The following is a 25,131-nucleotide window of genomic DNA, read 5'->3' as shown; positions in this document are numbered from 1 at the left end:
GGCGCGGCCCTCGCTTGTCCCTGACGCCGATCGCCGCGTTGCTCCTCACCGAAGTGGGCCCACCACTTGGGCTCGTCGCGCCTTGCCCTCGGCGCCAGGTCCGGCGCGATCATCCGCGCCCCCTCATGAGATGTCCGGGTTAGGCGCGCCGATCCCGCGTCAGCCAGCCTTGGCCGCCAGCCGCCTGGCCATCCGCGGGCGGCGTCCGAGTGCGGCCTCGATCAGGGCCGAAAGCACGGGCTGAAGTCGGGCGGCGCGGGCCGCGTCAAAGGCCGTGCTGTCCTCGTCCATGTAGGTGCACTGCGCCAGTTCCAGCTGGACCGCATCGATGCCGCCTTCGGGATCGCCGTAATGGCGGGTGATATAGCCACCCTTGAAGCGCCCGTTGAGCACCCAGGTATAGGCCTCCTGCCCGGCGCACACCGCCTGGATTCGCTGCTCCACCGGCTGGCTGCAGCTGCTGCCCTCGGCCGTGCCGAGGTTGAGGTCCGGAAGCCGGCCCTCGAACAGCCAGGGCACCTCGGAGCGGATCGAGTGACCCTCCCAGAGCAGGACGTAGCCGTGCAGGTCGCGCAGTCGGTCCAGCTCCTCGCGCAGCGCCGAGTGATAGGGCTGCCAGTAACGCGTCACGCGCTCGGCGATCTCTTCGGCACAGGGCTCTTCGCCGGGCAGGTAGAGCGGGTCGCCGGTGAAGCGGCGCGCCGGGCAGAGGCCGGTGGTCGCGCGCCCCGGATAGAGGCTGACATCGTCGGGCGGCCGGTTGAGGTCGACCACATAGCGCGACCAGGTGGGCCGCAGCACCGAGGCACCCAGCTGACGGGCGAAGGCATAGAGCCGACCGACATGCCAGTCGGTGTCGGGCACCGCGCGCGCCTCGGGCGTCAAGCGACGGATGATGTCCCCGGGCAGCATGACGCCGTCGTGGGGCAGGCTCAGCAGCAGCGGCAGACGGCCGCGTTCCAGGCAGAAGTCGTCCATCTTGAGAGTGTAGTGCCCCGGCTCGGCCCTTGCCTTAGTGGAAGCGCTCGGGGCGGAAGGCGTGGGCGTCGACGGGCAGCGCATCCCCGCAGACCATTGCCCCGACCAGCTGGGCGGTGGCGGTCGACATGCTCACGCCCATCATGCCGTGGCCGGTCGCCACCAGCACCGACTCGCGCCCCGGCAGCGGGCCGATCAGGGGCAGGTCATCCACGCACATCGGCCGCCAGCCGTACCACTGCTCGACCCGCGAGGGGCCGGTCGGCTGGTGCAGGTACTCCGAGGCACCGCGTTCGAGCGCGCCCAGGCGCACCGGGTCGAGGCGATCGTCGTAGCCGCTGAACTCCATCGTGCTGCCGAGACGGAATCCGCTGCCCCAGGCGGTGACGCACACCGAGCGCTCCTTCAGCACCAGCGGGCGGCGCGGGGCCTGGTCGGGCCGCTCATAGGTCATCGAATATCCCTTGCCGGGCTGGATCGGAATACGCAGGCCGAGCTGCCGGGACCAGCGCGGCGACCAGGCCCCGGTGGCCAGCACCAGGTGCCGCGCGTCCAATTGGCGACCATCGGAGAGCGCCACCCAGGCGCGCCGTGGCTCGGCGGATACGCGATCGATCGAACAGCCTTCAACAATCTCGCCGCCGCGCTCGCGCACGCGCTGGGCCAGGCCACGAACCAGCGCATCCGGGCGCAGGCAGGCATCGCCGGGGAAGTGCAGGCCTCCGGCCATGCCGTCCTTGAGGGCGGGCTCCTCGGCACGCAGGCGTTCGGGCGCCCAGACCTCGGTTTCGACACCGAGCTGCCGGAGCATGTCGGCGTAGCCGGCGTGCTCGTCGAACATGCGCTGCGTGCGAAAGGCATAGATCAGCCCGCTGGGTCGGAACTCGCACTCCAGGCCGAATCGCTCCACCCAGTCCTGCAGGGCGCGGCGCGAGGCGGTCAGCAGGGCGCCCTTGGCCTGGCTGCTGGCCAGCCAGTCGCGCCGGTTGCAGCGCGCGGCGAAGCCGAGCAGCCAACGCCAGAGCATCGGATCCCAGCGCGGCCGGATGTACAGCGGGGCGTCCGAGCGCAGCATCCAGCGCAGGGCCTGGCCGATCACGCCGGGACCGGCGAGCGGCGGAGCGTGGCTGGGCGTGATGGTGCCGCAGTTGCCGTGCGAGGCTCCGCCGCCGAGTCGGCCGGCGTCGATTACGGTGACCTCGCGGCCGCGTTCAAGCAGCTCAAGCGCGCAGCTCAGGCCGATGACACCGCCTCCGGCGACGAGTATGTCCTTGGCAGAAGCTTCCATCGCTACAGTCTACGCAAGGCTGCAGCGCAACGAGATGGAGTGGACCTGAAGACGCCGGCGCAGAGGCCGGCCGGCACAATCAGCCGATGCCGAGCGCTCGCCCGGAGGCCACGGAGGACAGTCGGCCATCACGCGCATAGCCGCTGGCGGTTTCGGTGCGGCCGAGGTGTCGCAGGGCCCAGCGCACCTCGCGCTGGCGGCGCGCCAGCAGGTTGCCGTTGGCCCGGTTGAGGTCCATCAGCTCACGCAGGCGCTGGTGGCTTTCCGGCGGCGGCGGGTTTCCCTCCAGCACCTGCAGCGCCGATAGCTTGGCGCGGTTCGCGTCGAGCAGCGCCTCGGCATCATTGCTGGCCAAGGCACGGCGCTCGTCCTCGAGCGCATAGGACAGGGCATCGATTGCCTGGGCGACCATCGGCGACACTCCTTTACAGTCCCAGCTGGCGTTCCAGCTGGACCAGTCGACGGGCAATATCCTGGGCGTCGATGCGGTAGGTGCCCGTCTCCAGCGCCGTACGCACTGCCTGCACCTTGGCCGCGTCGAAGGCGGGGGCGCCACCCATGCTCTTGGCCAATGCCACGATGTCCACCGCATCCCCGCTCAGCTTGACGCTGTCATCGACGCCCGCAGCCGCCCCGCCCTTGCCGGGCGCCGGCGCTGCCGGGGCCTTGGCCGGGGATCCGGTCGAGCGGGTGACGGGTGATGTCAAACCGTCGATCTTGGTGTTCATGTCGGACTTCTCCAGAGCTTCTGCGGACCTTATCGGCCGCCCGCGGCAGAACTTTAGTCGACCGCGTCACACTTGCGCATCCGCATTCAGCGCACCAGGACTTCCCCGCTGGGCAGCACCTGGCCGTTGACCACCCGCCGGGAGCTGATGTTCTCGACGCTGACCCGTTCGTCCACCCCGGCCGCGCCCAGCGCCTTTCCGTTGGCCCGCACCTCGATGCCGCCGGCGCGGGAAACCAGAACCACCGGGTCGCCGCGCCGGATCACCCGGGGCGATTGGGCGTCATGGCTCATGAGCACGCTACCGGGCGCCAGGGCGCGGCGTGCGGTCAGCCCGTCCAGCGGCTGATTGGCCGGAATGACTCCGCCCGGCAGGCGCGAAACCTCGCGGCGCTCGACGGCCACCATGTCGCCACCGATGCGCTCGCCGGAAGCCACCGGCCGACGCAGCACGTAGACCGACTCGTAGCGCTGCACGCGCAGCGGAACATAGAGTCGCCAACCCTCCGTCGGGCAGGCGACCTCGGCGGTCGTGGCGCTCTGCATCACCGCGGCCAGCTCAGCGCTGCAGGCCGGCAGCCGCAAGCCGGGGTCGACCGCCGCAGCCACCTCGGTGTCCGGCCCGGCGGCCAGGGCCGACTCGGCGGCGCGCGCGATGTCGTCGACCGGATGAAAGGTTGCCGCCCCGTGAACGGCAAACGGTACTAGTATGAGCAGGGAGGACCAGCGAACCATGACATGCCCGGCGTGTTGAAGCGGTGCCGGGGCGATGCAAGGGACGTGCCGCCTCAAGTATTCCGACCCCCTGCCGATGGAGTCGTCATGTCGCGCGACCTGCTGAACCGCATCGATCAGCGAACCCGCCTGGCCGGCCACAACCGGTTGGCGCTGCTGCTTTTCCGGCTCGGCGGCAAACAGCTGTTCGGGGTCAACGTATTCAAGGTGCAGGAGGTGCTGCGCCGCCCCACCCTGTTCGCCCTGCCCCACGCGCCCCCGCAGGTACTCGGCAGCGCGGACATCCGCGGCCGCACGGTGCCGGTGATCGACCTCGGCCAGGCGATCTCCCACCCCGCCTCGAACGAGGCCGATGCCCAGTACCTGGTGGTGACCGAATTCAACCGCTCCATCCAGGGCTTCCTGGTCAGCTCGGTCGAACGCATCGTCAATATCGCGGTGGAGGAGGTCCATCCGCCACCGGAGCACGGTCAGGGCACTACCCACCTGACCGCAGTCACCCGCTACCAGGGCGAGCTGATCCAGATCCTCGACGTCGAGCGAATCCTCGCCGAGGCGAGGCAGATCCGCCCGCTCGAGGTCGGCTCCGGGCTGCCCGGTGCCGGCGAGTTCATCGGCACCGGGCTGCGCGTGCTGGTGGTCGATGACTCGCGCGTGGCGCGCACCCAGATTCAGCGCGTGCTCGAGGAGCTGGGCGTCGAGGCGGTGCTGCTGCCGGACGGTCGCCAGGCGCTCGACCACCTGAAATCGCTGGCCACCCAGGGCGAGGATGTCACCGAGCGCTACGCCATGGTGATTTCGGACATCGAGATGCCGTCGATGGACGGCTACACCCTGACGACGGAAATCCGTCGCGATGCCCGGCTCGCCGATCTCTACGTGCTGCTGCACACCTCGCTGTCCGGCATCTTCAACAACGCCATGGTCGAGCGGGTGGGCGCCGATGCCTTCGTCGCCAAGTTCAGCCCTGCCGACCTTGCGGAGTACGTACGCGTGCGCCTCGCGCAGGCGGTCGAGGAAATGGACGCCGCCTGATCGGGCGGCCTCGCGCTAGGGAATAACCCGCGGATTCGTCGAGCGACCCGCTCGCGACCCCGCCCATGGCATGGCTCTTGCTGTCTTCCCGGCGGAAAACCGCCAGGAGGCCGCCATGGCCGACATCACTTCGACGATCTTCGGCATCCACGCCAATGCCCTGAGCCTGCGCCAGCAGCGCCTGGATCTGATCGCAAGCAACATCGCCAACGTCGACACCCCGGGCTACAAGGCCCAGGACCTCGACTTCGCCACCGCCCTGCGGCACGCCTCGAACCTTCCCGGCGCCGCGCCGCTGGGTGATCAGCTGGAGATGGCGCCCAGCGCCAGCCAGCCCGGAAGCGCCCCGCCCGACGTCGCCGAGATCGGGCGCCTGGCCCGCTTCCAGCGCGATGAGATGCAGCCGGCGCTCGACGGCAACACCGTCGACAGCCAGCTGGAGCACGCCGCCTTTGCCAAGGCCGCGCTCGAGTACCGGGTGACCCTGAACATGTTCGAGGGCAGGGCCCGCTCGCTGATGCTGGCCATCACCGGCCAGTAGGGAGGACGCCATGTCGATGACCATCTTCCAGCTGGTCGGCAGCGCCATGCACGCGCAGTCGACCCGACTGAATACCGTCGCCAGCAATCTGGCCAACGCCGAAACCGTGGCGACCGACCCCAAGGACGTCTACCGGCAACGCGATCCGGTGTTCCAGTCGGTTGCGGTGGGGCAGGACCCGGCGATCCAGGGCGTGCGCGTGACCGGCGTTGCCGAGTCTGCCGCCGCGCCGATCAAGCGCTACGAGCCGGGCCATCCTCTGGCCGACCCCGAAGGCTACGTCTATGCCCCGAACATCGATGCGGTGGCGCAGATGGTCAACATGATCTCCGCCGCGCGCAGCTACCAGGCCAACGTCGAGATGCTCAACACCGCCAAGGAATTGGCGCTTGCCACCATCAATATCGGCCGCTGAGGAGCCCGCTGATGCAGATCGTTCCCACCGCCGTTGATTTCATCGGCAACCAGAAGCGCGCCAAGACCGACCAGCGTGACCTCGGCCAGGCCGACTTCCTGCGCCTGATGACCGAGCAGCTGCGCAACCAGGATCCGCTCAAGCCGCTGGACAGCAACCAGTTCCTCGGCCAGCTCGCCCAGTTCTCCACGGTGCAGGGCATCCAGGGCCTGCAGAGCAGCTTCAATTCGTTCGCAAGTGCCCAGCTCGACGACCAGGCGCTGCAGGCGGCCAGCCTGATCGACCGCACGGCCATGGTTTCGAGCAGCACCTTCCAGCTTGCCGAAGGCGGCAGTCTGCGCGGCGAGACCCAGGCACCGGCGACCGGCCGCGTCGAGGTCGAGATCACCAATGCCAGCGGCGAGGTGGTCAGGCGCATGACCGTCGAGGCCAACGGCCCCGGCAAGCTGCCCCTGAACTGGGACGGGATCACCGACGCCGGTGAGCAGGCACCTGCCGGCGTCTACCGCATCTCCGCACGGATGAACCAGAACAACACCTCCATCGCCCTGGAGACCCAGGTGGAGGCCCGCATCGAGAGCGTCTCCTTCAGCCCCGGCGGCCTGATCCTGAATCTGGTCGGCGGTGGATCCATCCCCTTCGCCGCCGTTCGCCGGATCGGCTGATACACCCACGAGGATCAAACCATGACCTTCCGTACCGCGCTGTCCGGCCTGAATGCGGCCGCCGCCGACCTCAACGTCACTTCACACAACATCGCAAACGTCGCCACCGTCGGCTTCAAGGGCTCGCGCGCCGAGTTCTCGGAAGTCTTCGCGACCTCGACCTTCGGCCTGTCGCGGACCGCGATCGGCAGTGGCGTGCGCACTGCCGCCATCGCCCAGCAGTTCAGCCAGGGCAGCATCGAATTCACCGAGAACGGCCTCGACATCGCCATCTCGGGCGGCGGTTTCTTCCGCCTGTCCGACAACGGCGCCGCAGTCTACTCAAGGGCCGGAAACTTCCAGGCCGACCGCGATGGATTCGTGGTCAACCCTGCCGGGCACCGGGTGCAGGTGTTTCCGCCGATCGCCGGCACCAATACCTTTGATACCGGCCGACTGCAGGACCTGCAGGTGGCGATCGGCGACGCCGCGCCCCAGGCGACCACCGACATCGGCCTTGGTCTCAACCTGCCCGCCAACGCCACCCCACCGGTGAATGCCACCTTCGATCCGACCGATCCGCGCAGCTACAACCACACCACCTCGCTGACCGTCTATGACTCGCTGGGCGCGGCCCATGTCGCCACCCTGTACTTCGTCCGCACCGCGACCGAGAACGAGTGGCAGGCCTATGCCTATGTCGACGGCAATGCGGTCGGCGGGCCCAACACCGTGACCTACAGCGAGACCGGCACCCTGGTGAACCCCGCCGGCGGCACGCTCACCCTGCCGACCTACGACCCGATGAATGGCGCGGCCGACCTGGATATCACCCTGGACCTTGCCAGCTCCACGCAGTATGGCGATGCGTTCTCGGTCAGCGAACTGTCGCAGAACGGCTTCACGACCGGCCGCCTGACCGGCATCGAAACCTCACCCACCGGCGTGGTCTTCGCCCGCTTCACCAACGGTCAGTCGCAACCGCTGGGCCAGCTGGTGCTGGCCAGCTTCGCCAATCCCCAGGGCCTGCAGGAACTGGGTGACAACGTCTGGGGCGAGAGCTTCGAATCCGGTCAGCCGCTGCTCGGCACGGCCGGCAGCGGCTCCTTCGGCCTGACCCAGAGCGGCGCGCTGGAGGCCTCCAACGTCGACCTGACCGCGCAGCTGGTGAACATGATCACCGCGCAGCGCAACTTCCAGGCCAACGCCCAGATGATCTCGACCCAGGATCAGGTCACCCAGACGGTCATCAATATCCGCTGATGCCAAGGATGGCACGGCGGTTGCTTGAGTCACCCCAGGGCGCCGGATAACCGGCGCCGGCCACCCCGGAGCCCGCAGCATGGACAAGGCCCTGTACACCGCGATGACCGGCGCTTCGGCGCTGATGCGCGCGCAAAGCGCCGTCGCGCACAACCTGGCCAACGTCAGCACCAACGGCTTCAAGGCCGAGCTGGTGCACACCGAGCAGTTCCAGGTGCCCGGACGCGGCCTGCCTACCCGGTTCGACGTGCGTGAGGCCAAGGTCGGCTTCGATGCCAGCACGGGCCCGCTGCAGAACACCGGCAACGAACTGGACGTGGCCCTGCATGAGGGCGTCTGGCTGGCGGTGCTGGATGACGCCGGGCAGGAGGCCTACACCCGCGCCGGCGAACTGCGCCTCGGGGCCAATGGCCAGCTGACTACGGCCAGCGGCCGTCCTGTGCTGGGTCCCAATGGTCCGGTCAGTGTGCCGCCGCGGGAGAAACTGCTGATCGGCGCCGACGGCGGCATCAGCATCGTCCCCGAGGGCCAGACCCCGCAGACGCTGGCCGAGGTCGGCCGGCTCAAGCTGGTCCGCCCGGACCAGGCCCAGCTCACGCGCGGCCCGGACGGCCTGTTCCGGCAGCCGGCCGACGCCCCGGCCCCATTGCCGGCGGTCGGCGTGTCGCTGACCTCGGGCGCGCTCGAAGGCAGCAATGTCAGCGCCGCCGGTTCCCTGGTTCACATGATCGAGCTGCAGCGCCAGTTCGAGGCCCAGGTGAAGCTGATGAAGTCCACCGAAGAGAACGCGCGTCTCTCCGCATCGCTGATGCGCCTGTCGTAACGCGCAAGAGGAGCAAGCCATGTACCCCGCACTGTGGATCGCCAAGACCGGACTGGACGCGCAGCAAACGCGCATGTCGGTGGTCTCGAACAACCTGGCCAACGTCAACACGACCGGGTTCAAGCGCTCGCGGGCGAGTTTCGAGGACCTGCTCTACCAGAACATCCGCCAGCCCGGCGGCAACAACACCCAGCAGAACCAGCTGCCCTCCGGCCTGATGACCGGCACCGGCGTGCGCGTGGTGTCCACCGAGAAGTCCTTCGCCCAGGGTGGCCTTCTGCGCACCGACAACGCGCTGGACATCGCCATCAATGGCCGCGGCTTTTTCGAAGTGCTGCTGCCCGACGGCAGCACCGCCTACTCGCGCGACGGCAGTTTCCAGATCAACGCCAACGGCGAGATGGTGACCAACTCGGGCTATCCGCTGCAGCCGGGCATCAATATTCCGGACGGCGCGCAGAGCGTCACCATCGGCGTCGACGGCACGGTGAGCGTGACGGTCGCCGGCCAGGCGGCGCCGGTCCAGGTGGGCAACATCACCCTGACCGACTTCATCAATCCGGCCGGCCTGCAGGCCAAGGGCGAGAACCTGTTTCTCGAAACCGCAGCCAGCGGACCGGCCACCCAGGGCACGGCCGGCGTCAACGGCCTCGGCACCCTGGTCCAGGGAATGCTGGAGAGCTCCAACGTCAATGTGGTCGAGGAGCTGGTGAACATGATCGAGACCCAGCGTGCCTACGAGATGAACGCCAAGGCGATCTCGACCACCGACCAGATGCTGGCCTTCCTGAACCAGAACACCTAAGGCGCTACGCCATGACCCGACCCCTCCTCATCGCCCTCCTGCTCGCCCTCGCCGGCTGCGCAGCGGCGCCCAGACCCGATCCGGCGTTCTCGCCGCTATCGGCCAGCGCGATTCCGCGCCCGGCGCCGGCCACGGACGGGGCCATTTATCGTGAGGGCAGCGGCGGCCTGGCGCTGTTTTCCGATCAGCGCGCGCGGTTCCCGGGCGACCTGATCACCATCACCCTGTCCGAGCGCACCGTCGCCCAGACCAGCTCGACCACCAACACCTCGCGCTCCACCGAGCTGGAGATGGCGGCGCCGAACGTGCTCGGCGCGCCGGTCACCATCAACGGCCGCAACCCGCTGACCACCTCGATCGGGTCGGACAACACCTTTTCCGGCGCCGGCTCCTCCAACAAGAGCATGAGCCTGACCGGCAGCGTGACGGTCACCGTGGTCGACAAGCTGCCCAATGGCAACCTGCTGGTGCGCGGCGAGAAGCTGCTGCGCCTGAACCGCTCGGACGAGGTCGTGCAGATCCAGGGCATCGTCCGCCCGGCCGACATCCAGCCGGACAACTCCATCCCCTCCTCGCGGGTCGCCGATGCGCGCATCGTCTACACCGGGCGCGGTGAGATGGGCCAGGCCAACGCGCAGAGCTGGCTCTCGCGCTTCTTCGCGGTGGTGATGCCATGAGAGCCGTTCAAGCCGGGATTCGGAATTCGGAATTCGGCCGCTTCGCGGCAACGGCGGCTGCGCCGCCTGCGCCTTCGCTTCGCTCGGTCGGCCGCTTCGCGGCAACGGCGGCTGCGCCGCCTGCGCCTTCGCTGCGCTCGGTCGGCCGCTTCGCGGCAACGGCGGCTGCGCCGCCTGCGCCTTCGCTTCGCTCGGTGGGGATTCGCAAGAGCAGGAGCGAAGGCTCCGCCCTGCCAAAGGTCTCGCCGCGCCTTTCGCGCGCTTTGCGTTCTTCGCGGATTGCCCTGGCGTTCCTGCTGCTGTGCGTCGTCGTCACCACCGCCCACGCCGAGCGCGTTAAGGATCTGGCGTCGGTGGCCGGCGTGCGCGGCAACCCGCTGGTCGGCTACGGCCTCGTGGTCGGCCTTGACGGTACGGGCGACCAGACCAGCCAGGCGCCGTTCACCGTGCAGAGCCTGCGCAACATGCTAAACGAGCTGGGCGTGACCGTGCCGAGCAACGTCAATCCGCAGCTGAAGAATGTCGCCGCGGTGGCGGTGCATGCGGAGCTTCCGGCTTTCGCCAAGCCCGGACAACAGATCGATGTCACCGTGTCCTCGATCGGCAACTCCGCCTCGCTGCGCGGCGGCACGCTGCTGATGACCCCGCTGAAGGGCGCCGATGGCCAGATCTACGCCATCGCCCAGGGCAACATGGTGGTCGGCGGCTTCGGCGTCTCCGGCAATGATGGTTCGCGGATCTCGGTCAACGTGCCTTCCGCGGGCCGCATTCCCAACGGCGCCATGGTCGAGCGCTCCCTGCCGACCCCGCTGGGCCAGGGCGGCGAGCTGATGCTGAACCTCAACCAGCCCGACTTCACCACCGCGGCGCGCCTGGTGAACATCCTCAACCAGACCTTCGGCGAGGGCGCGGCCCGGGCCCTCGACGCGGTCACCGTCGCGGTGAACGCGCCGACCGATGTCACCGCCCGCGTCGCCTTCATGGCCCGGGTAGAGAATCTCGAGGTGAACCCCGGCGAGGCGCGCGCCAAGGTCATCGTCAACTCGCGCACCGGGACCATCGTCATGGGCGGCCTGGTCAAGGTGCTGCCAGCGGCGATCACCCACGGCTCGCTGACCGTCACCATCAGCGAGAACACCAACATCAGCCAGCCCGGCCCCTTCTCGGGCGGGCAGACCGTCGCCACGCCGCAGACCAACATCGAGGCGGTCCAGGAGCAGAGTCGGATGTTCCTGTTCAGTGGCGGCGTCTCCCTGGAGGAGATCGTCCGCGCGGTCAACGAAGTCGGCGCCGCGCCCGGCGACCTGATCGCCATCCTCGAAGCCCTGAAGCAGTCCGGCGCCCTGCGCGCCGAACTGGAGGTCATCTAGGAATCGCCATGGAACTTCGCCCCGCCTCGCTCGCGCTGCGTCCCGTCGACACCGGCAACTCGCCGGAGTCGATCGCGAATGCCGCGCGCCAGCTCGAAAGCCAGTTTGCCAAGATGATGATCGGCATGATGCGGCAGTCGGCGATGGGCGATTCCATGTTTCCGGGCGCCGCCGGGCAGTTCCGTGACCTGTACGACCGCGAGCTGGCCAATGTCATCACCAAGGGCAAGGGTCTTGGTCTGCAGCCGATGATCCGGCGCTCGCTGGGCGAGACGCAGGCCGCGGACGGCGCCGCTGCCGCAGCGCAGGCCAGCTATGGACTGGAAGCCTACCGCGCCCGCCAGCCGACCCTGCAGCAGCTGCGCCCCACGCTGGCGCAGCCAATCCCGATCTCGCGCATCGACGCCGCCGAAGGCCATCCCAGGGCGCACGGCGCGCTGGCGGTCGACGAGCCCTCCCCTGCCCTGCAGCGCACCCCTGACCTGGACCGTTCGCCGGCCACCGCCTATGCCAGTTCGGTGCCGGGCAACCCGGAGGATTTCGTCCGCGAGATGTGGCCGCACGCGCAGCGCGCCGCCGCGGAACTGGGCGTGTCGCCGCGAGCCATCCTCGCCCAGGCAGCGCTCGAAACCGGTTGGGGCAAGCACCTGCCGCGGCGCGCCGACGGCACGCCCAGCAACAACGTGTTCGGCATCAAGGCCAGCGGAGGCTGGCAGGGCGAATCGCTGACCCGCGCCACGCGCGAATTCGTCAACGGCCGTGAGGTGGGCGAGCAGGCCAGCTTCCGCGCCTACGGCAGCACCGAACATGGCTTTTCCGACTACGTCGCACTGCTGAAGAACTCCCCGCGCTACGCCAAGGTGGTCGGCCAGTCCGACACCCGCGCCTTCGCCCAGGCGCTGCAGCGCGCCGGCTATGCCACCGACCCCCATTACGCCGCCAAGGTGGCCGCGATCGCCGAGGGCCCGACCCTCGACCGTGCGCTGGCCCGCCTCGACGCCGCCACCCTGAGCGCCTAAGCCATGAGCGGAATCCTGGGAACCAGCACCTCCGCCTTGCTCGCCTTCCAGCGCGCCTTGGCGACGGTCAGCCACAACGTCGCCAATGTCGGCACCGAGGGTTACAGCCGCCAGCGGGTGGAGCTCTCCAACCGCATCGGCGCCCCGAGCGGTGCGGGCTTCGCCGGCGCCGGCGTGCAGGTTGACACCGTGCGCCGCCTGGTCGACGACTTCAACGCCGGTCGTCTGCTGTTCTCCGGCGCCGAACTGGGTCGGCTGACCGAGTTGTCCCGGCTGTCGAACCGGATCGATGCGAGCTTTACCGATGCAGGCACCAGCCTGACCCAGAGCTGGTCGGGCTTCTTCGACGCCACCCAGGCGATCTCGACCAATCCGTCCTCGATCTCGGCCCGCGAGTCCTACCTCGCCTCCGCGGAGACCCTGGCCACCCGCTTCCGCTACCTCGATACCCAGCTGGACTCGCTGGAACTGGAGGTAAATGGTCGACTCGAGGCCGCTGCGTTCGAGACCAACCGATTGAGTCGCGAGATCGCCCGCCTCAATCAGGAGATCATCCGACAGAGGGCCTCCGCCGGGGGCCAGCCCCCGAACGACCTGCTTGACCAGCGCGACCTGCTGGCGCAGAAGCTGACCCGGCAGATCGGCATCACGACCACGGTGCAGGAGGACGGCTCGCTCAACGTGTTCACCCTGGGCGGCCAGGCCCTGGTGATCGGCAGCCGCTCGCTGGACATCTCCACCCAGCCCGACCCGCTGCAGCCGCAGCGCCTGAACATCGTGCTGCAGGGCCAGGGCGCCCCGATCCGCCTGCCCGAGGAATCGCTGGGCGGTGAGATCTCCGGCCTGGTCGACTTCCGCCGCGACGTGCTCGATCCGACCAGCCGCAGCGTCGGCCTGCTGGCCACCAGCCTTGCCTTCCTGGTCAACCAGCAGAACGCCCAGGGCGTGGACCTGTACGGCAATCCCGGCGGGCCAATCTTCGGACAGCCCTCGATCCCCGCCCTGGCCGGCCTCGGCAACACCGGAAGCGGCAGCCTCACCGCCAGCATCGCCGACATCGGCGCGCTGACCGGCGCCGATATCGAGCTGAACTTCGACGGCGTGAGCTTCAGTGCGCGCGACGCCCTGACCGGCGCACCTCTGCCGATGACCGGCACCGGCGCCCCCGGCGACCCGCTGCTGGTCAATGGGCTGTCCCTGGTCCTGTCCGGCGCGCCGAATGCCGGCGACTCCTTCCTGGTCCAGCCCACCGCCGGTGCAGCCGGACGACTCACTCGGGTCATGAATGACCCGCGCGGCATTGCTGCAGCGGGGCCGGTCCGGGTCAGCGCGGCGGTTGCGAACGTCGGCGACTCGGTGCCTGCGCTGACCGTCACCGATCGCAACGACCCGGGCCTGAACACGCCGGTCGACATCGTCTTCATCGACGCCAACAACTACACGATCAATGCCGGCCCGCCGATCGCCTGGGCACCCGGCGACGTGATCGCGGTGAACGGCTGGGAGCTGCGTCTTGCGCCCCCGCCCTCGCCAGGCGACAACTTCAGCGTGCGACCCACCGGCGCCAACTCCAGCGACAACGCCAATGCGCTGCGACTGGCCCAACTCGATGACGCCTTCGCCCTCAACGGAGGGATCGGCTCGCTCAACGAAACCCTGAGGGGCATGGTCTCGAGCATCGGCGGAGCGGCCCGCGGGGCCGAGTTCTCGCTGCAGGGCCAGCAGGCAATCCAGTCCCAACTGCAGCAGGTGCGGGAGTCCGAATCGGGGGTGAACCTCGATGAGGAGGCCGCCAACCTGCTGCGCTTCCAGCAGGCCTACCAGGCGGCGGCGCAGCTGATCAACGCCGCCGATACCCTCTTCCAGTCGCTACTCGGTGCGGTGCAGCGATGACGCGGATTTCCAGCCAGTCGATATTCGAGCAGTCGGTCTTCCAGCTGCTCCGGCAGCAGAGCCAGATCAACAGGACCCAGCTCGAGGTGTCCTCGGGTCGACGTATCGTCACCGCCAAGGACGACCCGATCGGCGCTGGCGTGGCCGAGGCCGTCGACCGCTCGCTGGCCGAGCTGGCGCGCTGGCAGGACAACGCAAACCTGCTTCAGAACCGCCTGCAGCGCGAAGAGGAAGTCCTGCGCCAGGTGACCCTCAACCTGCAGCGGGTATCCGAACTCGCGATCCAGGCCAACACGGCCGTGCAGACCCCCGAGTCGCTCCAGGGCATGCTCAAGGAGGTCGAACTGATCAAGGAAGGCCTGGTCCAGCTGGCCAACTCGACGGATGGCACCGGGCGATACCTGTTCGGCGGTACCAGCGACGGCTCGGCGCCCTTCCTGCCCAATGCTGCCGGCGGTTTCGACTACTTCGGCGACCAGCGCCAGCGACGGGTCGAGATCGGCCCCGAGCTGACCGTGCCCGATTCCGATCCGGGCAGCGAGATCTTCCAGCGCATCCGCACCGGCACCGGCGAGATCGCCGTGCGCGCCGGAGCGGCGAACGGGGGCACTGGCGTGCTCTCCAGCGCGGGGTTCACCGACCAGCAGGCCTGGACGGAGCTGCCCTACACCGTCACCTTCAATGATCTGCCCGGCCCGCCGCCCTCGATCCAGTGGACGGTGACCGAGGACAATCCGCCCAATGCGGTGGTCGCCACCGGGCCGTACATGCCCGGCGCGCCGATCGAGTTCAATGGCGTCCAGCTGGCGGTCACCGGAACCCCGGCCGACGGCGATACCTTCGGCGTGCGTCCCGCGCCGAACCGCGACATCTTCCAGACGGTGCAGTCGCTGATCGACGCGGTCAACCTGCCGAACATCACGCCCGCCGACAAGGCCGCGCGGCAGAACGCCTTCTATGCGGTGATCGAGGACCTGCAGGGCGCCGCGAACCAGATCGTCGACAAGCGCGCCGCGGTCGGCGCGCGATTGGCGACCGTCGATCGGGCCGAGACCCAGCGGCTGTCCGACGACGAGATCCTGCGCGGCACGCTCAGCGACGTCCGCGACACCGACTACGCCGAGGCGATCAGCAGGCTGTCCTTCCAGCTGCAGTCGCTGGAGGCCGCCCAGCAGAGCTTCGTCAGGGTGCAGAACCTGTCGATGTTCAACCTGCTGCGCTAAGCGCCGTTCCGGTCGGCGCCGCCCGGCCCTGAAACCGTTCATGGCGGCGCTTGTTTACAGGGTGCTGCCTTGGCGCACCGATACGGGCTGTCAGGGAAGGTGCGCCGGTGCGCCCAGGCGCACCCTATAGGGTTGCACGGGCGTTGCGGCGCGGTAGTGGGGCCGAGCGCCCTTCGATACCTCAGGGCGAACGGCCTGGGTCGGACGCATCGGCAGCTGCACCAGCCGACCTCCGCAGCCCCGCACCGACTCCCGAATACCGACTACCGACTACCGACTACCGCCACGTCCCGACACCGTTCGTGCTGAGGTATCGAAGCATGAACGGCCTCCGCCCCCTTGAGGGCTCGCCCTTGCATACCTCAGGGCGAACGGCGACGCCGCGGGCCAGCGGATCGGCCGAAACTACCCCGGCACTCGGACAGCTGCTTCCCGAGGCGCCGGCGCCCGCAACGCTGCGCAGGCATTCAGGATTTTCCCTTGTTCGGGCCTGCCGGAGCCGGTCGTTTCAGGATTGTGATCGCCATTGCAATGTCGCTGGGCTGCGTGGCCGCATGCTCGGGCCCATCATGGCCTGCCCTGCGGCAGCACAGTCAAAGCGTCCTGGAGAGCCCTCATGGCGCAGTGGATGGTTCCGGTCCGTCGCTCCCTGGCCCTTTCCCTGCTGCTCGCCCTGCCCGGCGCAGCCCTGCCCGCCGAGATCAGCGAGCGAGTGATGGTGCGGTTCTCGCCGGGCAAGAGCGCCGACGGCGAATCCCTGCTCAAGGCCGCTGGCGCCAAAGTCCACGTTCGGCTGGACTGGATGGACACCCTGGCCGTCAGCCTGCCACCCGAGGCGATCGAGGTGCTCCGCGAGCAGCCCGAGGTGCTGGCAGTCGAGCCCGATCCGGTGCGCCGCAGTTTCGCCCAGCAGGTGCCCTACGGAATCACCCTGGTCGACTCGACCAACCTGTGGAGCAGCGGCGCCACCGGCAGCAACGTACTGATCTGCGTCATCGACTCCGGCATCAATGCCACCCACGAAGACCTGGTCGGCAACATCAGCGGCGGCTCCCCGGCGGGTTGGGACAGTGACGCCTGCGGCCACGGCACCCACGTGGCCGGCACCGCCGCGGCGCGCAACAACACGCTCGGGGTGGTCGGCGTCGCGCACGCCGCCAGCCTGTACGTGGTCAAGATCTTCTCCGGTGACGCCCAGTCCTGTGGCAGCGCGTTCAGCTCGAACATCCTCTCGGCGGCCCAGCAATGCGCCAGCGCGGGCAGCGCCCAGAACAAGCGGGTGGTGATCAACCTCAGCCTCGGTGGCTCAGGGTCCAGCTCGATCGAGAGCAGCGGCTTTGCCAGCCTCTACAACACCGGTGCCAACCTGATCGTGGCCGCCGCCGGCAATGACGGCACCAGCAACCTCAGCTACCCGGCTTCCTACGACAGCGTGATCTCGGTCGGAGCGGTCAACAGCACCAAGGCCCTGGCTGCGTTCTCCCAGCGCAATGCCCAGGTCGAACTGGTCGCGCCCGGCGTCGGCATCCAGAGCACCTACCCATCGGCCGGCGGCGTGAATCCGGCCAATGGCTACGCCATGCTGAGCGGCACTTCGATGGCCTCGCCGCACGTCGCGGGCGTGGCGGCCGCGATCTGGAGCAGGTCTCCGCAGCGGACGGCTGCGGAGGTCCGCAGCGCCCTGACCTCCACCGCCGAGGACCTCGGCACTCCGGGTCGGGATCCCGAGTTCGGCTTCGGCCTGGTCCGCGGCCTTTCGGCCCTGACTGCCCTGCAGCCCAGCGATACCATGGCCCCCAGCACCCCCGCCGGCCTGGCTGCGGCGCTCAGCGGCAATACCGCGGTCAACCTCAGCTGGTCGGCCTCCAGCGACAGCGGCTCCGGCGTGCAGGGCTACAAGATCGAACGCTGCACCGGCAGCACCTGCAGCAGCTTCGCCCAGATCGGCACGGCCACCAGCAACAGCTACCGCGACACCGGCATCGCTGCGGGCAACACCTACCGCTACCGAGTCCGTGCCCACGACGTCGCCGGCAACCACAGCGCCTATTCCTCCATCATCAGCGCGACCACGGCCGGCGCCGGTGCCGACACCAGCGCCCCCAGCGCCCCCGGCTCGCCCAGCCTGAAGGCGCTGAGTTCCACCAGCATGACGCTGAGCTGGCGCGCCGCCGCCGACATCGGCTCGGGCGTCGCCAGCTATCGCATCGAGCGCTGTCAGAACACCGGCTGCACGAACTTCACCCAGATCGCCACGAGCAGCAGCCTGTCCTACACCGCCACCGGGCTGACGGTCCGCGCCGTTTACCGATTCCGCGTCCGCGCGGTCGACCGCGCCGGCAATCTCGGTGCCTACTCCGCCATCGTCCAGTCCAGCGCCCAGACCACGGCCATCAGCGACCGCTTGCCGCCGGGCGCGCCGGGCGGCCTGTCCGCCACCGCCAGCAGCGGCACAGCCATCGCACTGCGCTGGACGGCGGCCACCGATGCCGGCGGCTCGGGCGTCGGCAGCTACCGCGTCGAGCGCTGCCAGGGCTCGACCTGCACCAACTTCACCCAGGTCATCACAACCAGCGCCACCACCATCACGGTCTCGGGGCTGGCCGCACGCACGCCCTATCGCTTCCGCGTCCGCGCCGTGGACCGCGCCAATAACCTCGGCGCCTACAGCAGCATCGCCAGCGCCACCACGCTCTGATCCCGCGCCGCCCACCCGGTCAGGGGTGCGGCCGGAGGGCAACGAGACGCTGGATCGGGAAAAACCCGCACCGCCGCCACGTCGTCACGATCGGCCGGTACCGGGGCCCGTGCGCAACGCACGAACGCGCCTCGCTGCAGCGCCATGCGTTGGGCTGCGGACCGCACTCCACAAGGCTTTGCGGCCGACAGTGGCGGGCCGCGTACGGCCGTGGCGCGCGCCGCCACGGTGGAACTGCGAGACGGTTCACGGAACGGAGCATCGGAAACTTCAGCCCTAAAGTTCTGCCCAGGGCCGCCGATAACTATCCCAGCAGCGAATGCGGACCGGTCGGTCGAAGCGCTGCACCCACCGGTAAGCAGCCGCAATACCACGCAACAACCTCGGGAGAGATTCCATGGCACAGGTCATCAACACCAACGTCCAGTCCCTCAACGCCCAGCGCAACCTGACCAACAGTGCGCAGTCGTTGGCGACTTCCCTGCAGCGCCTGTCCTCCGGCCTGCGCATCAACAGCGCCAAGGACGACGCCGCCGGCCTCGCCATCTCCGAGCGCTTCTCCACCCAGATCCGCGGCCTGAACGTCGCGGTGCGCAACGCGAACGACGGCATCTCGCTGTCGCAGACCGCCGAAGGCGCGCTGGGCGAGATCAGCAACAACCTGCAGCGTATCCGCGAGCTGGCCGTGCAGGCCCGCAACGCCACCAACTCCGCCTCCGACCGCGCCGCGCTGAACGCCGAAGTGCAGCAGCGCCTGGCCGAGATCGAGCGCACCGCCTCGCAGACCTCCTTCAACGGTCAGAAGATCCTCGACGGCACCTTCGGCAAGGCCACCTTCCAGGTCGGCTCGAACGCCGGTGAGGTCATCAGCCTGAACCTCGACTCCAGCAGCCGCGCCAACAACATCGGCAAGATCGCCGAAGCCGTCTCCGTGGGCCTTGGCGCCACCGCCACCGGCGGCAGCGTGTCGGTGACCCCGAGCAACTTCAGCTTCGGCACCGCCGGCACGGCCGACGGCAGCCTGACCCTCAGCGCTTCCAACCGCCTGTTCGGCCAGAGCGGCGTCAGCGCAACCCAGACCCTGGTCCCGGCCAACGCCAACTTCACCACCGCCACCCAGTCCGGCAGCAATACCCAGACTCTGGTCCCCGCCGGAGGCACCATTGATCTCAGCGCACCTGGCGCCCTGGCCCAGTTCGACGTCAACGACGGTGCCCTGAACGTCGGCATCACCTTGAACGGCAACTATGCGAATGGTGGCGCGATTGCCACGGCGATCAACAATCAGCTCGGCGCTACTGCTTCCACCGTCACCGCGGCGTACGACGGCACCAGCAACACCATCAAGTTCACGAACAGCGGCGCCAACGCGAACACCGCGGTGGTTATCTCCGGTGCCGATGCCAACTCCACCAACAACCTCGGCATCGCCAACTCGAGCGGCACCGCCGGTGGCGCCGTGGGCGCGCAGTTCAGCGTCGACGGCAACGCCATCACGCTGACCTCCGATCTCAGCGCCAGCGCGACGGTCTTCGCGAACGGCATCCAGAGCGCGTTGAACACCGCTGCCCCGGGCACCTACACGGTCGAGCTGACCGGCAGCAACATCGTCATCCGCAACAACAATGCTGGCTCCACCGCCGTCAACATCACCGGAGCCAATGATATCGCCGTCGCCGCCGGCATCACCAACTCGACCGGCTCCGTCGCCAACAACCCGGCCACCGCCGGCTCCTTCGTGGTCGAGAACGGCGTCACCGACGTTACCGTGAACCTGAACCAGAACTACGCCGACTTCGACACCCTGGCGTCGGCGATCGAGACCCAGCTGAATGCCGGACCGAATACCGGCGTGTTCTCGGTGACCAATGACGGCGGTCAGATCAGCATCGCCCGCACCGCAGGCGGCGTGGTCCAGATCAATTCGGCCAATGCCCGCGCCACGGCCGCTGGCTTCGGTCCGGCGACCGGCGTGATCACCACCAATGCGACCTTCCAGGTCGATGGCAACGCCATCACGCTGGACCAGGACTACACCGACATCAATGACCTGGCCACCGGCAACGTCAACTCGCTGCAGGCCAAGCTGGACGCGGTCGCCTCGGGGGCCTACACCGTGTCGGTGGACGGCAGCAACCTGGTGATCACCAACAACACCGCGGGCTCGGCAGCCGTGGCGATCAGCGGCGGCGACACCAATGCGCAGGCGGCCGGATTCGTTGACACCACCGGCACCGCGGGTGTCGGCGCGGGCTCGGTCTCGGTGACCAACCTGACCCTGCTCGACGGCACCGGCAAGACCAGCTCCTTCAGTGGCACCTTCGCCAGCGTCCAGGAGCTCGCCAACTCCATCAACTCCAACGCCAATGGCGTGTTCGCCTCGGCGACCACCGATGGCAAGCTGCAGCTGCAGTCGGCCCTGGCCTTCACCGTCGGCGGCTCGGACGCGACCGGCTTCGGCTTCAGCACCAGCGAGGTGACCACCAGCAACGGCTCGCTGAACGAGGTCAATGTGCTGACCACCTCGGCTGCCGACGAGGCGATCGTCCGCATCGACTCGGCCCTGCAGTCGGTCAGCTCGCTGCGCAGCGACTTCGGTGCGGTGCAGAACCGCTTCGAGTCGACCATCAGCAACCTGCAGATCACCTCGGAGAACCTGGCCGCTTCCCGGTCGCGCATCCTGGATGCCGACTTCGCCGCCGAGACCGCCAACCTGACCCGCGCGCAGATCCTGCAGCAGGCCGGCGTGGCGATCCTGGCCCAGGCCAACCAGCTGCCGCAGAACGTGCTGAGCCTGCTCCGCTAAGCTCTCGCCAACGCAAGGCAGTAACGCAGCCGGCCTGGGCGCAAGCCCGGGCCGGCTTTATCGCAAGAGGGTCATGTCATGGCATCAGGCATTCCTCCGATTTCCACGGCGACGCCGGCCTACGGCACGCCCGGCTCCGGCAGCCTGCCGGATGCGCGCTCGCTGCAGCGGTTCCTGGACAACGCCACGGCGGGCACCCAGCTGCGCTTCAGGGTCGACAGCGATGTCGGTCGCGTGGTGGTCCAGGTCCTCGACGTGCAGAGCGGCGAGGTGGTCAGGCAGATTCCGCGCGAAGAGGCCCTGCAGCTCGCTCGCGACGCTCTTGATTCACGCGATCGGCAGGCCTGATCGCAACCCGCTTCAGGTGGCAGCCACGGACGGCTGTTCCACCCGCGTTACCATCGAAAAGCCCTGACGGGAGGACGCCATGGCGCTTGTCACCAATGTGGGCCTGGGCTCGGGCCTGGACATCGGCAACCTGGTCAAACAGCTGGTCGATGCAGAACGCGCTGCCCCCTCGGCCGCCCTGAATCGCCGCGAGGCACGCACCAAGGCGCAGATCTCGGCCGTCGGTCAGGTCAATTCGGCCTTCGCGACCCTGCAGACCGCCGTCGACAAGCTCCGCGCCGGGACCGCCTTCGAGGCGCGCAAGGTCAGCTCGGGAGACGCCGAACGACTGACCGCCACGATCCGCAGCGGCCAGACGCCGGCGCTGGGCTCATACACCATCGAGATCCAGTCGCTGGCCACCGCGCAGAAGCTGCAGTCCGACCCAACCGTGGTGACCGCGGCCGACACCGCGCTCGGCACCGGCACGCTGTCGTTCACGGTCGATGGCGAAAGCTTCGACGTTGTGGTCAGCGAGTCGAACAGCGATATCTATGCCCTCGCTTCGGCGATCAACAGCGCCGCATCGGGCAAGGTCCAGGCCGCGGTGGTCCGCGGCGATGACGGCTTCAGCCTGAGCCTGACCTCGGGCAGCCTCGGCTCGGAAGGCGAAATATCGATCGAGCAGACCGCCGGCGGAAGCTCGCTGAGCGCCTTTACCTTCGACCCGGATGCGCCGGCGCCCGGCACCCTCACCGAACAGACCGCCGCCGCGGATGCCGTGTTCTTTGTCGATGGCGTGCAGCGCACGGCATCCCGCAATGTGATCGAAGACGTCATCGATGGGCTGGAGCTGACCCTGCGCAAGGCCGAGGTCGGGCAGAGCTTCAGCCTGTCGGTCAGCGAGGACCGCAGCGGCGCGCAAGCCGCGGTGCAGGGCTTCGTCACGGCCTACAACGCGGCGCTTGGCACCCTGCGCAAGGTCTCGGCCTACGACCCGGACAACAACACCGCCCAGGCGCTCAACGGCGATGCCTTCGTCCGCAGCGCCGGCAGCCAGCTGCGCAACTTCATCAGCGACGCCTTCCGGGCCGCCTCGGCGGCGGGTGTCGACCTCGGCATCGATACCGCGGTCGACGGTTCTCTGACGTTCAATGCCAGCACCTTCAGCGCCAGCCTGGCGGCCAATCCCGACGCGCTGATCTCGATCTATTCGGGAGAGAACGCCGCGCTGACCTCGGGCTTTTCCAGCTATCTGGACTCGGTGATCGGCCCGCAGGGCATCCTGACCCTGCGCAGCGACTCCCTGCAGCGCGCGCTGAGCGATGTCAGCAGCGACCGCGACGCGTTGGAACGGCGCTTGCTTGGGGTCGAGGAGCGCTACCGCAAGCAGTTCATTGCCCTGGATAGCCTCGTGGCGCAGCTCAACAACACCAGCCAGTTCCTCGCCCAGCAGCTCAGCGCATTGGCACCCTCGAACGGGTAAGCTGGTCAAGACACGAAGCAGGAAGCAGGAAGCAGAGACGATGTATCCGCCGCGCGGAAGCGCAGACGCCTACCGATCCGCCGCCATCCACAGCGGTGTCGAGCTGCCGCCCGAGCGCAAGCTCGCCCTCCTGCTTGGCGGCATCATCGACCGTCTGAAAGTCGCCGAGTCGCAGATCCAGAACGGCCAGATGGCCGAAAAGCTGCGCACCATCGATTCCGTGCTGACCATCCTCGAGGCCCTGCAGGCCTCGCTGGACTTCGAGAGCGGAGGCGCCATCGCCGAGCAGCTGTCCTCGGTGTACACCACCGCCGAGGCTCAGCTGGTCCAGGCCAATGCGGGCAATGACGTCGCCAAACTGCAGTCGGTGATCCGCCTGCTGACGCCGATCCGCGAGGCCTTCCAGCAGATCTCGGTGCCCACCGCCCCGGCCGATGGCGCCGACGAGCCCCGCCGCGGCTGACCCCGCCCCCCTCTTGCAGCGCCTCGAACTGATCGAGGCGGCCTGCCGTGAGGAGCGCTGGGAGGACGCCGAAACGCTGATGGCCGAGCACGACCGCAGCCTGCGGGCCGTGCCCGCGGACGCCTGGACCGCCGAGACGCTTCGAGAGCTGATCGGCCGGCAAGAGCAGCTCGCCAGCCTGATGCGCGGCTCTCGTGACGAGGCCGCCGCCGAGCTGTCCCAACTCGGCGCCTCGAAACGCGGCGTGCAGGCCTACCGGAAGTAGCGGCGGTTCGCCGGCGTCGCCTGCGAACGCGTGGTTCGGGCGCAAATTTGCCGTTCGCCCTGGCCGGCGAATCGGGCCTTTCGGGCGAAGCCAGATCAAGAACAGGATCAAGAGCTTTCAGACCGACCTGCGGTCGGCCCGAGTCACTTTCTCTTGATCGGCAAGAGAAAGTAACCAAAGAGAAGCCGACCCGACTTCCGCGCCGTCATTGCTGCGCAATGCCGGTTCCCTGCGTTGCTCGGAACCCGGCGGCCGGCGTGAACTCGCGCATCCCTGCGCTCAAACATCCACGCCTTTCCCCGCCGGCTTCCTGCGCTACTCGGCGCTGCACACGGGACCCACGCGCAATGAGGTTTTCGAGATTCAAGGGCCAAGTTCCGCGACACGCCGCCTGAAAAGCCCTGCCCCGTCGGTGCACAGGCTGTGCGGCCAGGATGGCCGATCAACGGGGCCCCTGTCTGGCGGCGGGCGGGTGGAGGATCAGCCCGCAGGGACGCGCGCACGATGCGCGCGTGTTTTTCGCCAGTACAAGGACGTGCTGTCGAAAAACCCCGGAACCCGACCGCGTACCTGGAGGGCAGGAAGCCCGGAAGGCGCCTGACCGGGGTGCCCTTTCTCTTGGTTACTTCTCTTTGGGCACGCAAAGAGAAGTGACTCGGGCCGGCCGAAGGACGGTTCGAAACGCCCTTGATGTTGATCTTGATCCGGCTCTGGATCCAGAACAAAGGCCCCATTCGCCGGCCAGGGCGAACGGCAAGGATGCGCCCGGATTGCGCTATCCGCTTGAGACTCGCGTTGCCTGTCATCTGCCCATGCCCCTGCCTGAGCGCCCCGTCGGACGGTTTCCGGGCGACGAGCGCGACAGCGCCAAAGGTTTGACACCGGCCGTCAACCGCCCCACGGAAAGCGCGCAGCGGCGGCACGAACTCAACCACATGCCGTTCCGCCGGATGGTGAAATAGCACAATATTTTCAATGCCTTGAATGGCCACGAACCTCGTTCTCTCCGCCGACGGCAAGCCGTCTCGACGCCGGACCAGCCGCCCGGACAACGCTTGGCACGCTTCTCGCTAGGGCAGCACCGTCCACGTATGCACGGCGCGCACAGCTGTCATCCGGGACGCCGGCGGGAGTCGATCCGCGACCGGCACCCGACACCGAGGAGAGGCCCCCATGGCACAAGTCATCAACACCAACATCCCGTCGCTCAATGCCCAGCGCAATCTGAGCCGGTCCGGCGCTGAGCTGGCGACTGCCCTGCAGCGCCTGTCCTCGGGCCTTCGCATCAACAGCGCGAAGGACGACGCCGCCGGCCTGGCGATTTCCGAACGCTTCACCACCCAGATCCGTGGCCTGAACGTCGCCATCCGCAACGCCAATGACGGCATCTCGCTGTCGCAGACGGCCGAAGGCGCTCTGGCCGAGGTCGGCAACAACCTGCAGCGCATCCGCGAACTGGCCGTGCAGTCGCGCAACGCGACCAACAGCCCGTCCGACCGCGCCGCGCTGGACGCCGAGGTCCAGCAGCGGCTGGCCGAGATCGACCGCACCGCGGCGCAGACCTCGTTCAACGGCCAGAAGATCCTTGACGGCAGCTTCGGCAGCGCGACCTTCCAGGTCGGCGCCAACGCCGGCGAGACCATCAGCCTG

At 68.4% G+C, this 25,131-nt stretch carries 22 protein-coding genes and 3 pseudogenes; 20 read left to right on the top strand and 5 right to left on the bottom strand.

From position 1 onward, the window contains the following. Nucleotides 1-159: 159 nt before the first annotated feature. The 5 genes from hutG to flgA all read right to left on the bottom strand — a co-directional run bounded on the left by hutG (nucleotide 160) and on the right by flgA (nucleotide 3,728). A complete protein-coding gene (hutG, locus tag M0G41_RS16055; RefSeq protein ID WP_248210952.1) occupies nucleotides 160-978 on the bottom strand; it encodes an N-formylglutamate deformylase in 819 nt (272 codons plus the stop codon). 34 nt (nucleotides 979-1,012) lie between these two features. Beyond that, a complete protein-coding gene (locus tag M0G41_RS16050) occupies nucleotides 1,013-2,266 on the bottom strand; it encodes an NAD(P)/FAD-dependent oxidoreductase (protein ID WP_248210950.1) in 1,254 nt (417 codons plus the stop codon). Between the two features lie 79 nt (nucleotides 2,267-2,345). Then, entirely contained in the window at nucleotides 2,346-2,678 is a 333-nt protein-coding gene (locus tag M0G41_RS16045) for a flagellar protein FlgN (protein WP_248210947.1), read from the bottom strand. A gap of 13 nt (nucleotides 2,679-2,691) precedes the next feature. After that, entirely contained in the window at nucleotides 2,692-2,994 is a 303-nt protein-coding gene (gene flgM, locus M0G41_RS16040) for a flagellar biosynthesis anti-sigma factor FlgM (protein WP_248210946.1), read from the bottom strand. 86 nt (nucleotides 2,995-3,080) lie between these two features. Beyond that, a complete protein-coding gene (flgA, locus tag M0G41_RS16035) occupies nucleotides 3,081-3,728 on the bottom strand; it encodes a flagellar basal body P-ring formation chaperone FlgA (protein ID WP_248210945.1) in 648 nt (215 codons plus the stop codon). Between the two features lie 87 nt (nucleotides 3,729-3,815). On the opposite strand from flgA, the gene M0G41_RS16030 reads away from it, so the two are divergent. The 20 genes and pseudogenes from M0G41_RS16030 to M0G41_RS18930 form a co-directional block, all read left to right on the top strand. Continuing rightward, nucleotides 3,816-4,763, top strand: coding sequence for a chemotaxis protein CheV (locus M0G41_RS16030; protein WP_248210944.1), 948 nt, complete (start codon nucleotides 3,816-3,818; stop codon nucleotides 4,761-4,763). A gap of 115 nt (nucleotides 4,764-4,878) precedes the next feature. After that, nucleotides 4,879-5,304 carry a flagellar basal body rod protein FlgB gene (flgB, locus tag M0G41_RS16025; protein WP_248210943.1) on the top strand — a complete coding sequence of 142 codons (426 nt, stop codon included), beginning with the start codon at nucleotides 4,879-4,881 and terminating at the stop codon, nucleotides 5,302-5,304. A 10-nt stretch (nucleotides 5,305-5,314) separates the two neighbouring features. Continuing rightward, nucleotides 5,315-5,719, top strand: a complete 405-nt coding sequence (gene flgC, locus M0G41_RS16020) for a flagellar basal body rod protein FlgC (RefSeq protein ID WP_248210942.1) — start codon at nucleotides 5,315-5,317, stop codon at nucleotides 5,717-5,719. An 11-nt stretch (nucleotides 5,720-5,730) separates the two neighbouring features. Continuing rightward, the gene (locus M0G41_RS16015) at nucleotides 5,731-6,384 is read left to right on the top strand and encodes a flagellar hook assembly protein FlgD (protein WP_248210941.1); all 654 of its coding nucleotides are present in this window, start codon (nucleotides 5,731-5,733) and stop codon (nucleotides 6,382-6,384) included. Between the two features lie 21 nt (nucleotides 6,385-6,405). After that, nucleotides 6,406-7,626, top strand: coding sequence for a flagellar hook protein FlgE (gene flgE, locus M0G41_RS16010; RefSeq protein ID WP_248210939.1), 1,221 nt, complete (start codon nucleotides 6,406-6,408; stop codon nucleotides 7,624-7,626). Between the two features lie 79 nt (nucleotides 7,627-7,705). After that, nucleotides 7,706-8,449 (top strand): flagellar basal body rod protein FlgF, encoded by a 744-nt coding sequence (locus tag M0G41_RS16005; RefSeq protein WP_248210937.1) that lies wholly within the window; start codon nucleotides 7,706-7,708, stop codon nucleotides 8,447-8,449. Between the two features lie 19 nt (nucleotides 8,450-8,468). Continuing rightward, nucleotides 8,469-9,254, top strand: a complete 786-nt coding sequence (gene flgG, locus M0G41_RS16000) for a flagellar basal-body rod protein FlgG (protein ID WP_248210935.1) — start codon at nucleotides 8,469-8,471, stop codon at nucleotides 9,252-9,254. An 11-nt stretch (nucleotides 9,255-9,265) separates the two neighbouring features. Beyond that, nucleotides 9,266-9,931 carry a flagellar basal body L-ring protein FlgH gene (locus M0G41_RS15995; protein ID WP_248210933.1) on the top strand — a complete coding sequence of 222 codons (666 nt, stop codon included), beginning with the start codon at nucleotides 9,266-9,268 and terminating at the stop codon, nucleotides 9,929-9,931. Nucleotides 9,932-10,194: 263 nt separating this feature from the next. After that, nucleotides 10,195-11,301: a flagellar basal body P-ring protein FlgI gene (locus M0G41_RS15990; protein ID WP_425511266.1), complete on the top strand. Its 1,107-nt coding sequence runs from the start codon at nucleotides 10,195-10,197 to the stop codon at nucleotides 11,299-11,301. Nucleotides 11,302-11,309: 8 nt separating this feature from the next. Further along, nucleotides 11,310-12,320, top strand: coding sequence for a flagellar assembly peptidoglycan hydrolase FlgJ (gene flgJ, locus M0G41_RS15985; RefSeq protein WP_248210931.1), 1,011 nt, complete (start codon nucleotides 11,310-11,312; stop codon nucleotides 12,318-12,320). Nucleotides 12,321-12,323: 3 nt separating this feature from the next. Further along, on the top strand, nucleotides 12,324-14,213 hold the full coding sequence (gene flgK / locus M0G41_RS15980; protein WP_248210929.1) for a flagellar hook-associated protein FlgK: 1,890 nt from the start codon (nucleotides 12,324-12,326) through the stop codon (nucleotides 14,211-14,213). Beyond that, nucleotides 14,210-15,436, top strand: a complete 1,227-nt coding sequence (gene flgL / locus M0G41_RS15975; protein WP_248210927.1) for a flagellar hook-associated protein FlgL — start codon at nucleotides 14,210-14,212, stop codon at nucleotides 15,434-15,436. The genes flgK and flgL overlap by 4 nt, the downstream gene beginning before the upstream one ends. Before the next feature lie 616 nt (nucleotides 15,437-16,052). Beyond that, a complete protein-coding gene (locus M0G41_RS15970) occupies nucleotides 16,053-18,134 on the top strand; it encodes a S8 family serine peptidase (protein ID WP_248210926.1) in 2,082 nt (693 codons plus the stop codon). 397 nt (nucleotides 18,135-18,531) lie between these two features. Then, a pseudogene (locus M0G41_RS15965) lies at nucleotides 18,532-19,089 on the top strand (flagellin N-terminal helical domain-containing protein); the annotation flags it as partial. A 1,599-nt stretch (nucleotides 19,090-20,688) separates the two neighbouring features. After that, nucleotides 20,689-20,940: pseudogene (locus tag M0G41_RS18935) on the top strand (flagellin); the annotation flags it as partial. A gap of 78 nt (nucleotides 20,941-21,018) precedes the next feature. Next, the gene (locus tag M0G41_RS15955; protein ID WP_248210925.1) at nucleotides 21,019-21,288 is read left to right on the top strand and encodes a flagellar protein FlaG; all 270 of its coding nucleotides are present in this window, start codon (nucleotides 21,019-21,021) and stop codon (nucleotides 21,286-21,288) included. A 79-nt stretch (nucleotides 21,289-21,367) separates the two neighbouring features. Then, nucleotides 21,368-22,753, top strand: coding sequence for a flagellar filament capping protein FliD (gene fliD, locus M0G41_RS15950; RefSeq protein WP_248210924.1), 1,386 nt, complete (start codon nucleotides 21,368-21,370; stop codon nucleotides 22,751-22,753). A gap of 40 nt (nucleotides 22,754-22,793) precedes the next feature. Next, nucleotides 22,794-23,216 (top strand): flagellar export chaperone FliS, encoded by a 423-nt coding sequence (fliS, locus tag M0G41_RS15945; RefSeq protein WP_248210923.1) that lies wholly within the window; start codon nucleotides 22,794-22,796, stop codon nucleotides 23,214-23,216. Between the two features lie 13 nt (nucleotides 23,217-23,229). Further along, entirely contained in the window at nucleotides 23,230-23,481 is a 252-nt protein-coding gene (locus M0G41_RS15940) for a hypothetical protein (RefSeq protein WP_248210922.1), read from the top strand. Nucleotides 23,482-24,654: 1,173 nt separating this feature from the next. Further along, nucleotides 24,655-25,126: pseudogene (locus M0G41_RS18930) on the top strand (flagellin N-terminal helical domain-containing protein); the annotation flags it as partial. Between the last annotated feature and the right edge of the window lie 5 nt (nucleotides 25,127-25,131).

The sequence above is a fragment of the Pseudomarimonas salicorniae genome (assembly GCF_023156535.1).
Lineage (GTDB): Bacteria > Pseudomonadota > Gammaproteobacteria > Xanthomonadales > Xanthomonadaceae > Pseudomarimonas > Pseudomarimonas salicorniae.
This window is presented reverse-complemented; position numbering and strand designations above follow the sequence as displayed.

Bases quoted from the DNA above. Each gene is read 5' to 3' on its own strand.
- hutG (WP_248210952.1), bottom strand. From the start codon at position 978: ATGGACGACTTCTGCCTGGAACGCGGCCGTCTGCCGCTGCTGCTGAGC.
- M0G41_RS16050 (WP_248210950.1), bottom strand. From the start codon at position 2,266: ATGGAAGCTTCTGCCAAGGACATACTCGTCGCCGGAGGCGGTGTCATC.
- M0G41_RS16045 (WP_248210947.1), bottom strand. From the start codon at position 2,678: ATGGTCGCCCAGGCAATCGATGCCCTGTCCTATGCGCTCGAGGACGAG.
- flgM (WP_248210946.1), bottom strand. From the start codon at position 2,994: ATGAACACCAAGATCGACGGTTTGACATCACCCGTCACCCGCTCGACC.
- flgA (WP_248210945.1), bottom strand. From the start codon at position 3,728: ATGGTTCGCTGGTCCTCCCTGCTCATACTAGTACCGTTTGCCGTTCAC.
- M0G41_RS16030 (WP_248210944.1), top strand. From the start codon at position 3,816: ATGTCGCGCGACCTGCTGAACCGCATCGATCAGCGAACCCGCCTGGCC.
- flgB (WP_248210943.1), top strand. From the start codon at position 4,879: ATGGCCGACATCACTTCGACGATCTTCGGCATCCACGCCAATGCCCTG.
- flgC (WP_248210942.1), top strand. From the start codon at position 5,315: ATGTCGATGACCATCTTCCAGCTGGTCGGCAGCGCCATGCACGCGCAG.
- M0G41_RS16015 (WP_248210941.1), top strand. From the start codon at position 5,731: ATGCAGATCGTTCCCACCGCCGTTGATTTCATCGGCAACCAGAAGCGC.
- flgE (WP_248210939.1), top strand. From the start codon at position 6,406: ATGACCTTCCGTACCGCGCTGTCCGGCCTGAATGCGGCCGCCGCCGAC.
- M0G41_RS16005 (WP_248210937.1), top strand. From the start codon at position 7,706: ATGGACAAGGCCCTGTACACCGCGATGACCGGCGCTTCGGCGCTGATG.
- flgG (WP_248210935.1), top strand. From the start codon at position 8,469: ATGTACCCCGCACTGTGGATCGCCAAGACCGGACTGGACGCGCAGCAA.
- M0G41_RS15995 (WP_248210933.1), top strand. From the start codon at position 9,266: ATGACCCGACCCCTCCTCATCGCCCTCCTGCTCGCCCTCGCCGGCTGC.
- flgJ (WP_248210931.1), top strand. From the start codon at position 11,310: ATGGAACTTCGCCCCGCCTCGCTCGCGCTGCGTCCCGTCGACACCGGC.
- flgK (WP_248210929.1), top strand. From the start codon at position 12,324: ATGAGCGGAATCCTGGGAACCAGCACCTCCGCCTTGCTCGCCTTCCAG.
- flgL (WP_248210927.1), top strand. From the start codon at position 14,210: ATGACGCGGATTTCCAGCCAGTCGATATTCGAGCAGTCGGTCTTCCAG.
- M0G41_RS15970 (WP_248210926.1), top strand. From the start codon at position 16,053: ATGGCGCAGTGGATGGTTCCGGTCCGTCGCTCCCTGGCCCTTTCCCTG.
- M0G41_RS15955 (WP_248210925.1), top strand. From the start codon at position 21,019: ATGGCATCAGGCATTCCTCCGATTTCCACGGCGACGCCGGCCTACGGC.
- fliD (WP_248210924.1), top strand. From the start codon at position 21,368: ATGGCGCTTGTCACCAATGTGGGCCTGGGCTCGGGCCTGGACATCGGC.
- fliS (WP_248210923.1), top strand. From the start codon at position 22,794: ATGTATCCGCCGCGCGGAAGCGCAGACGCCTACCGATCCGCCGCCATC.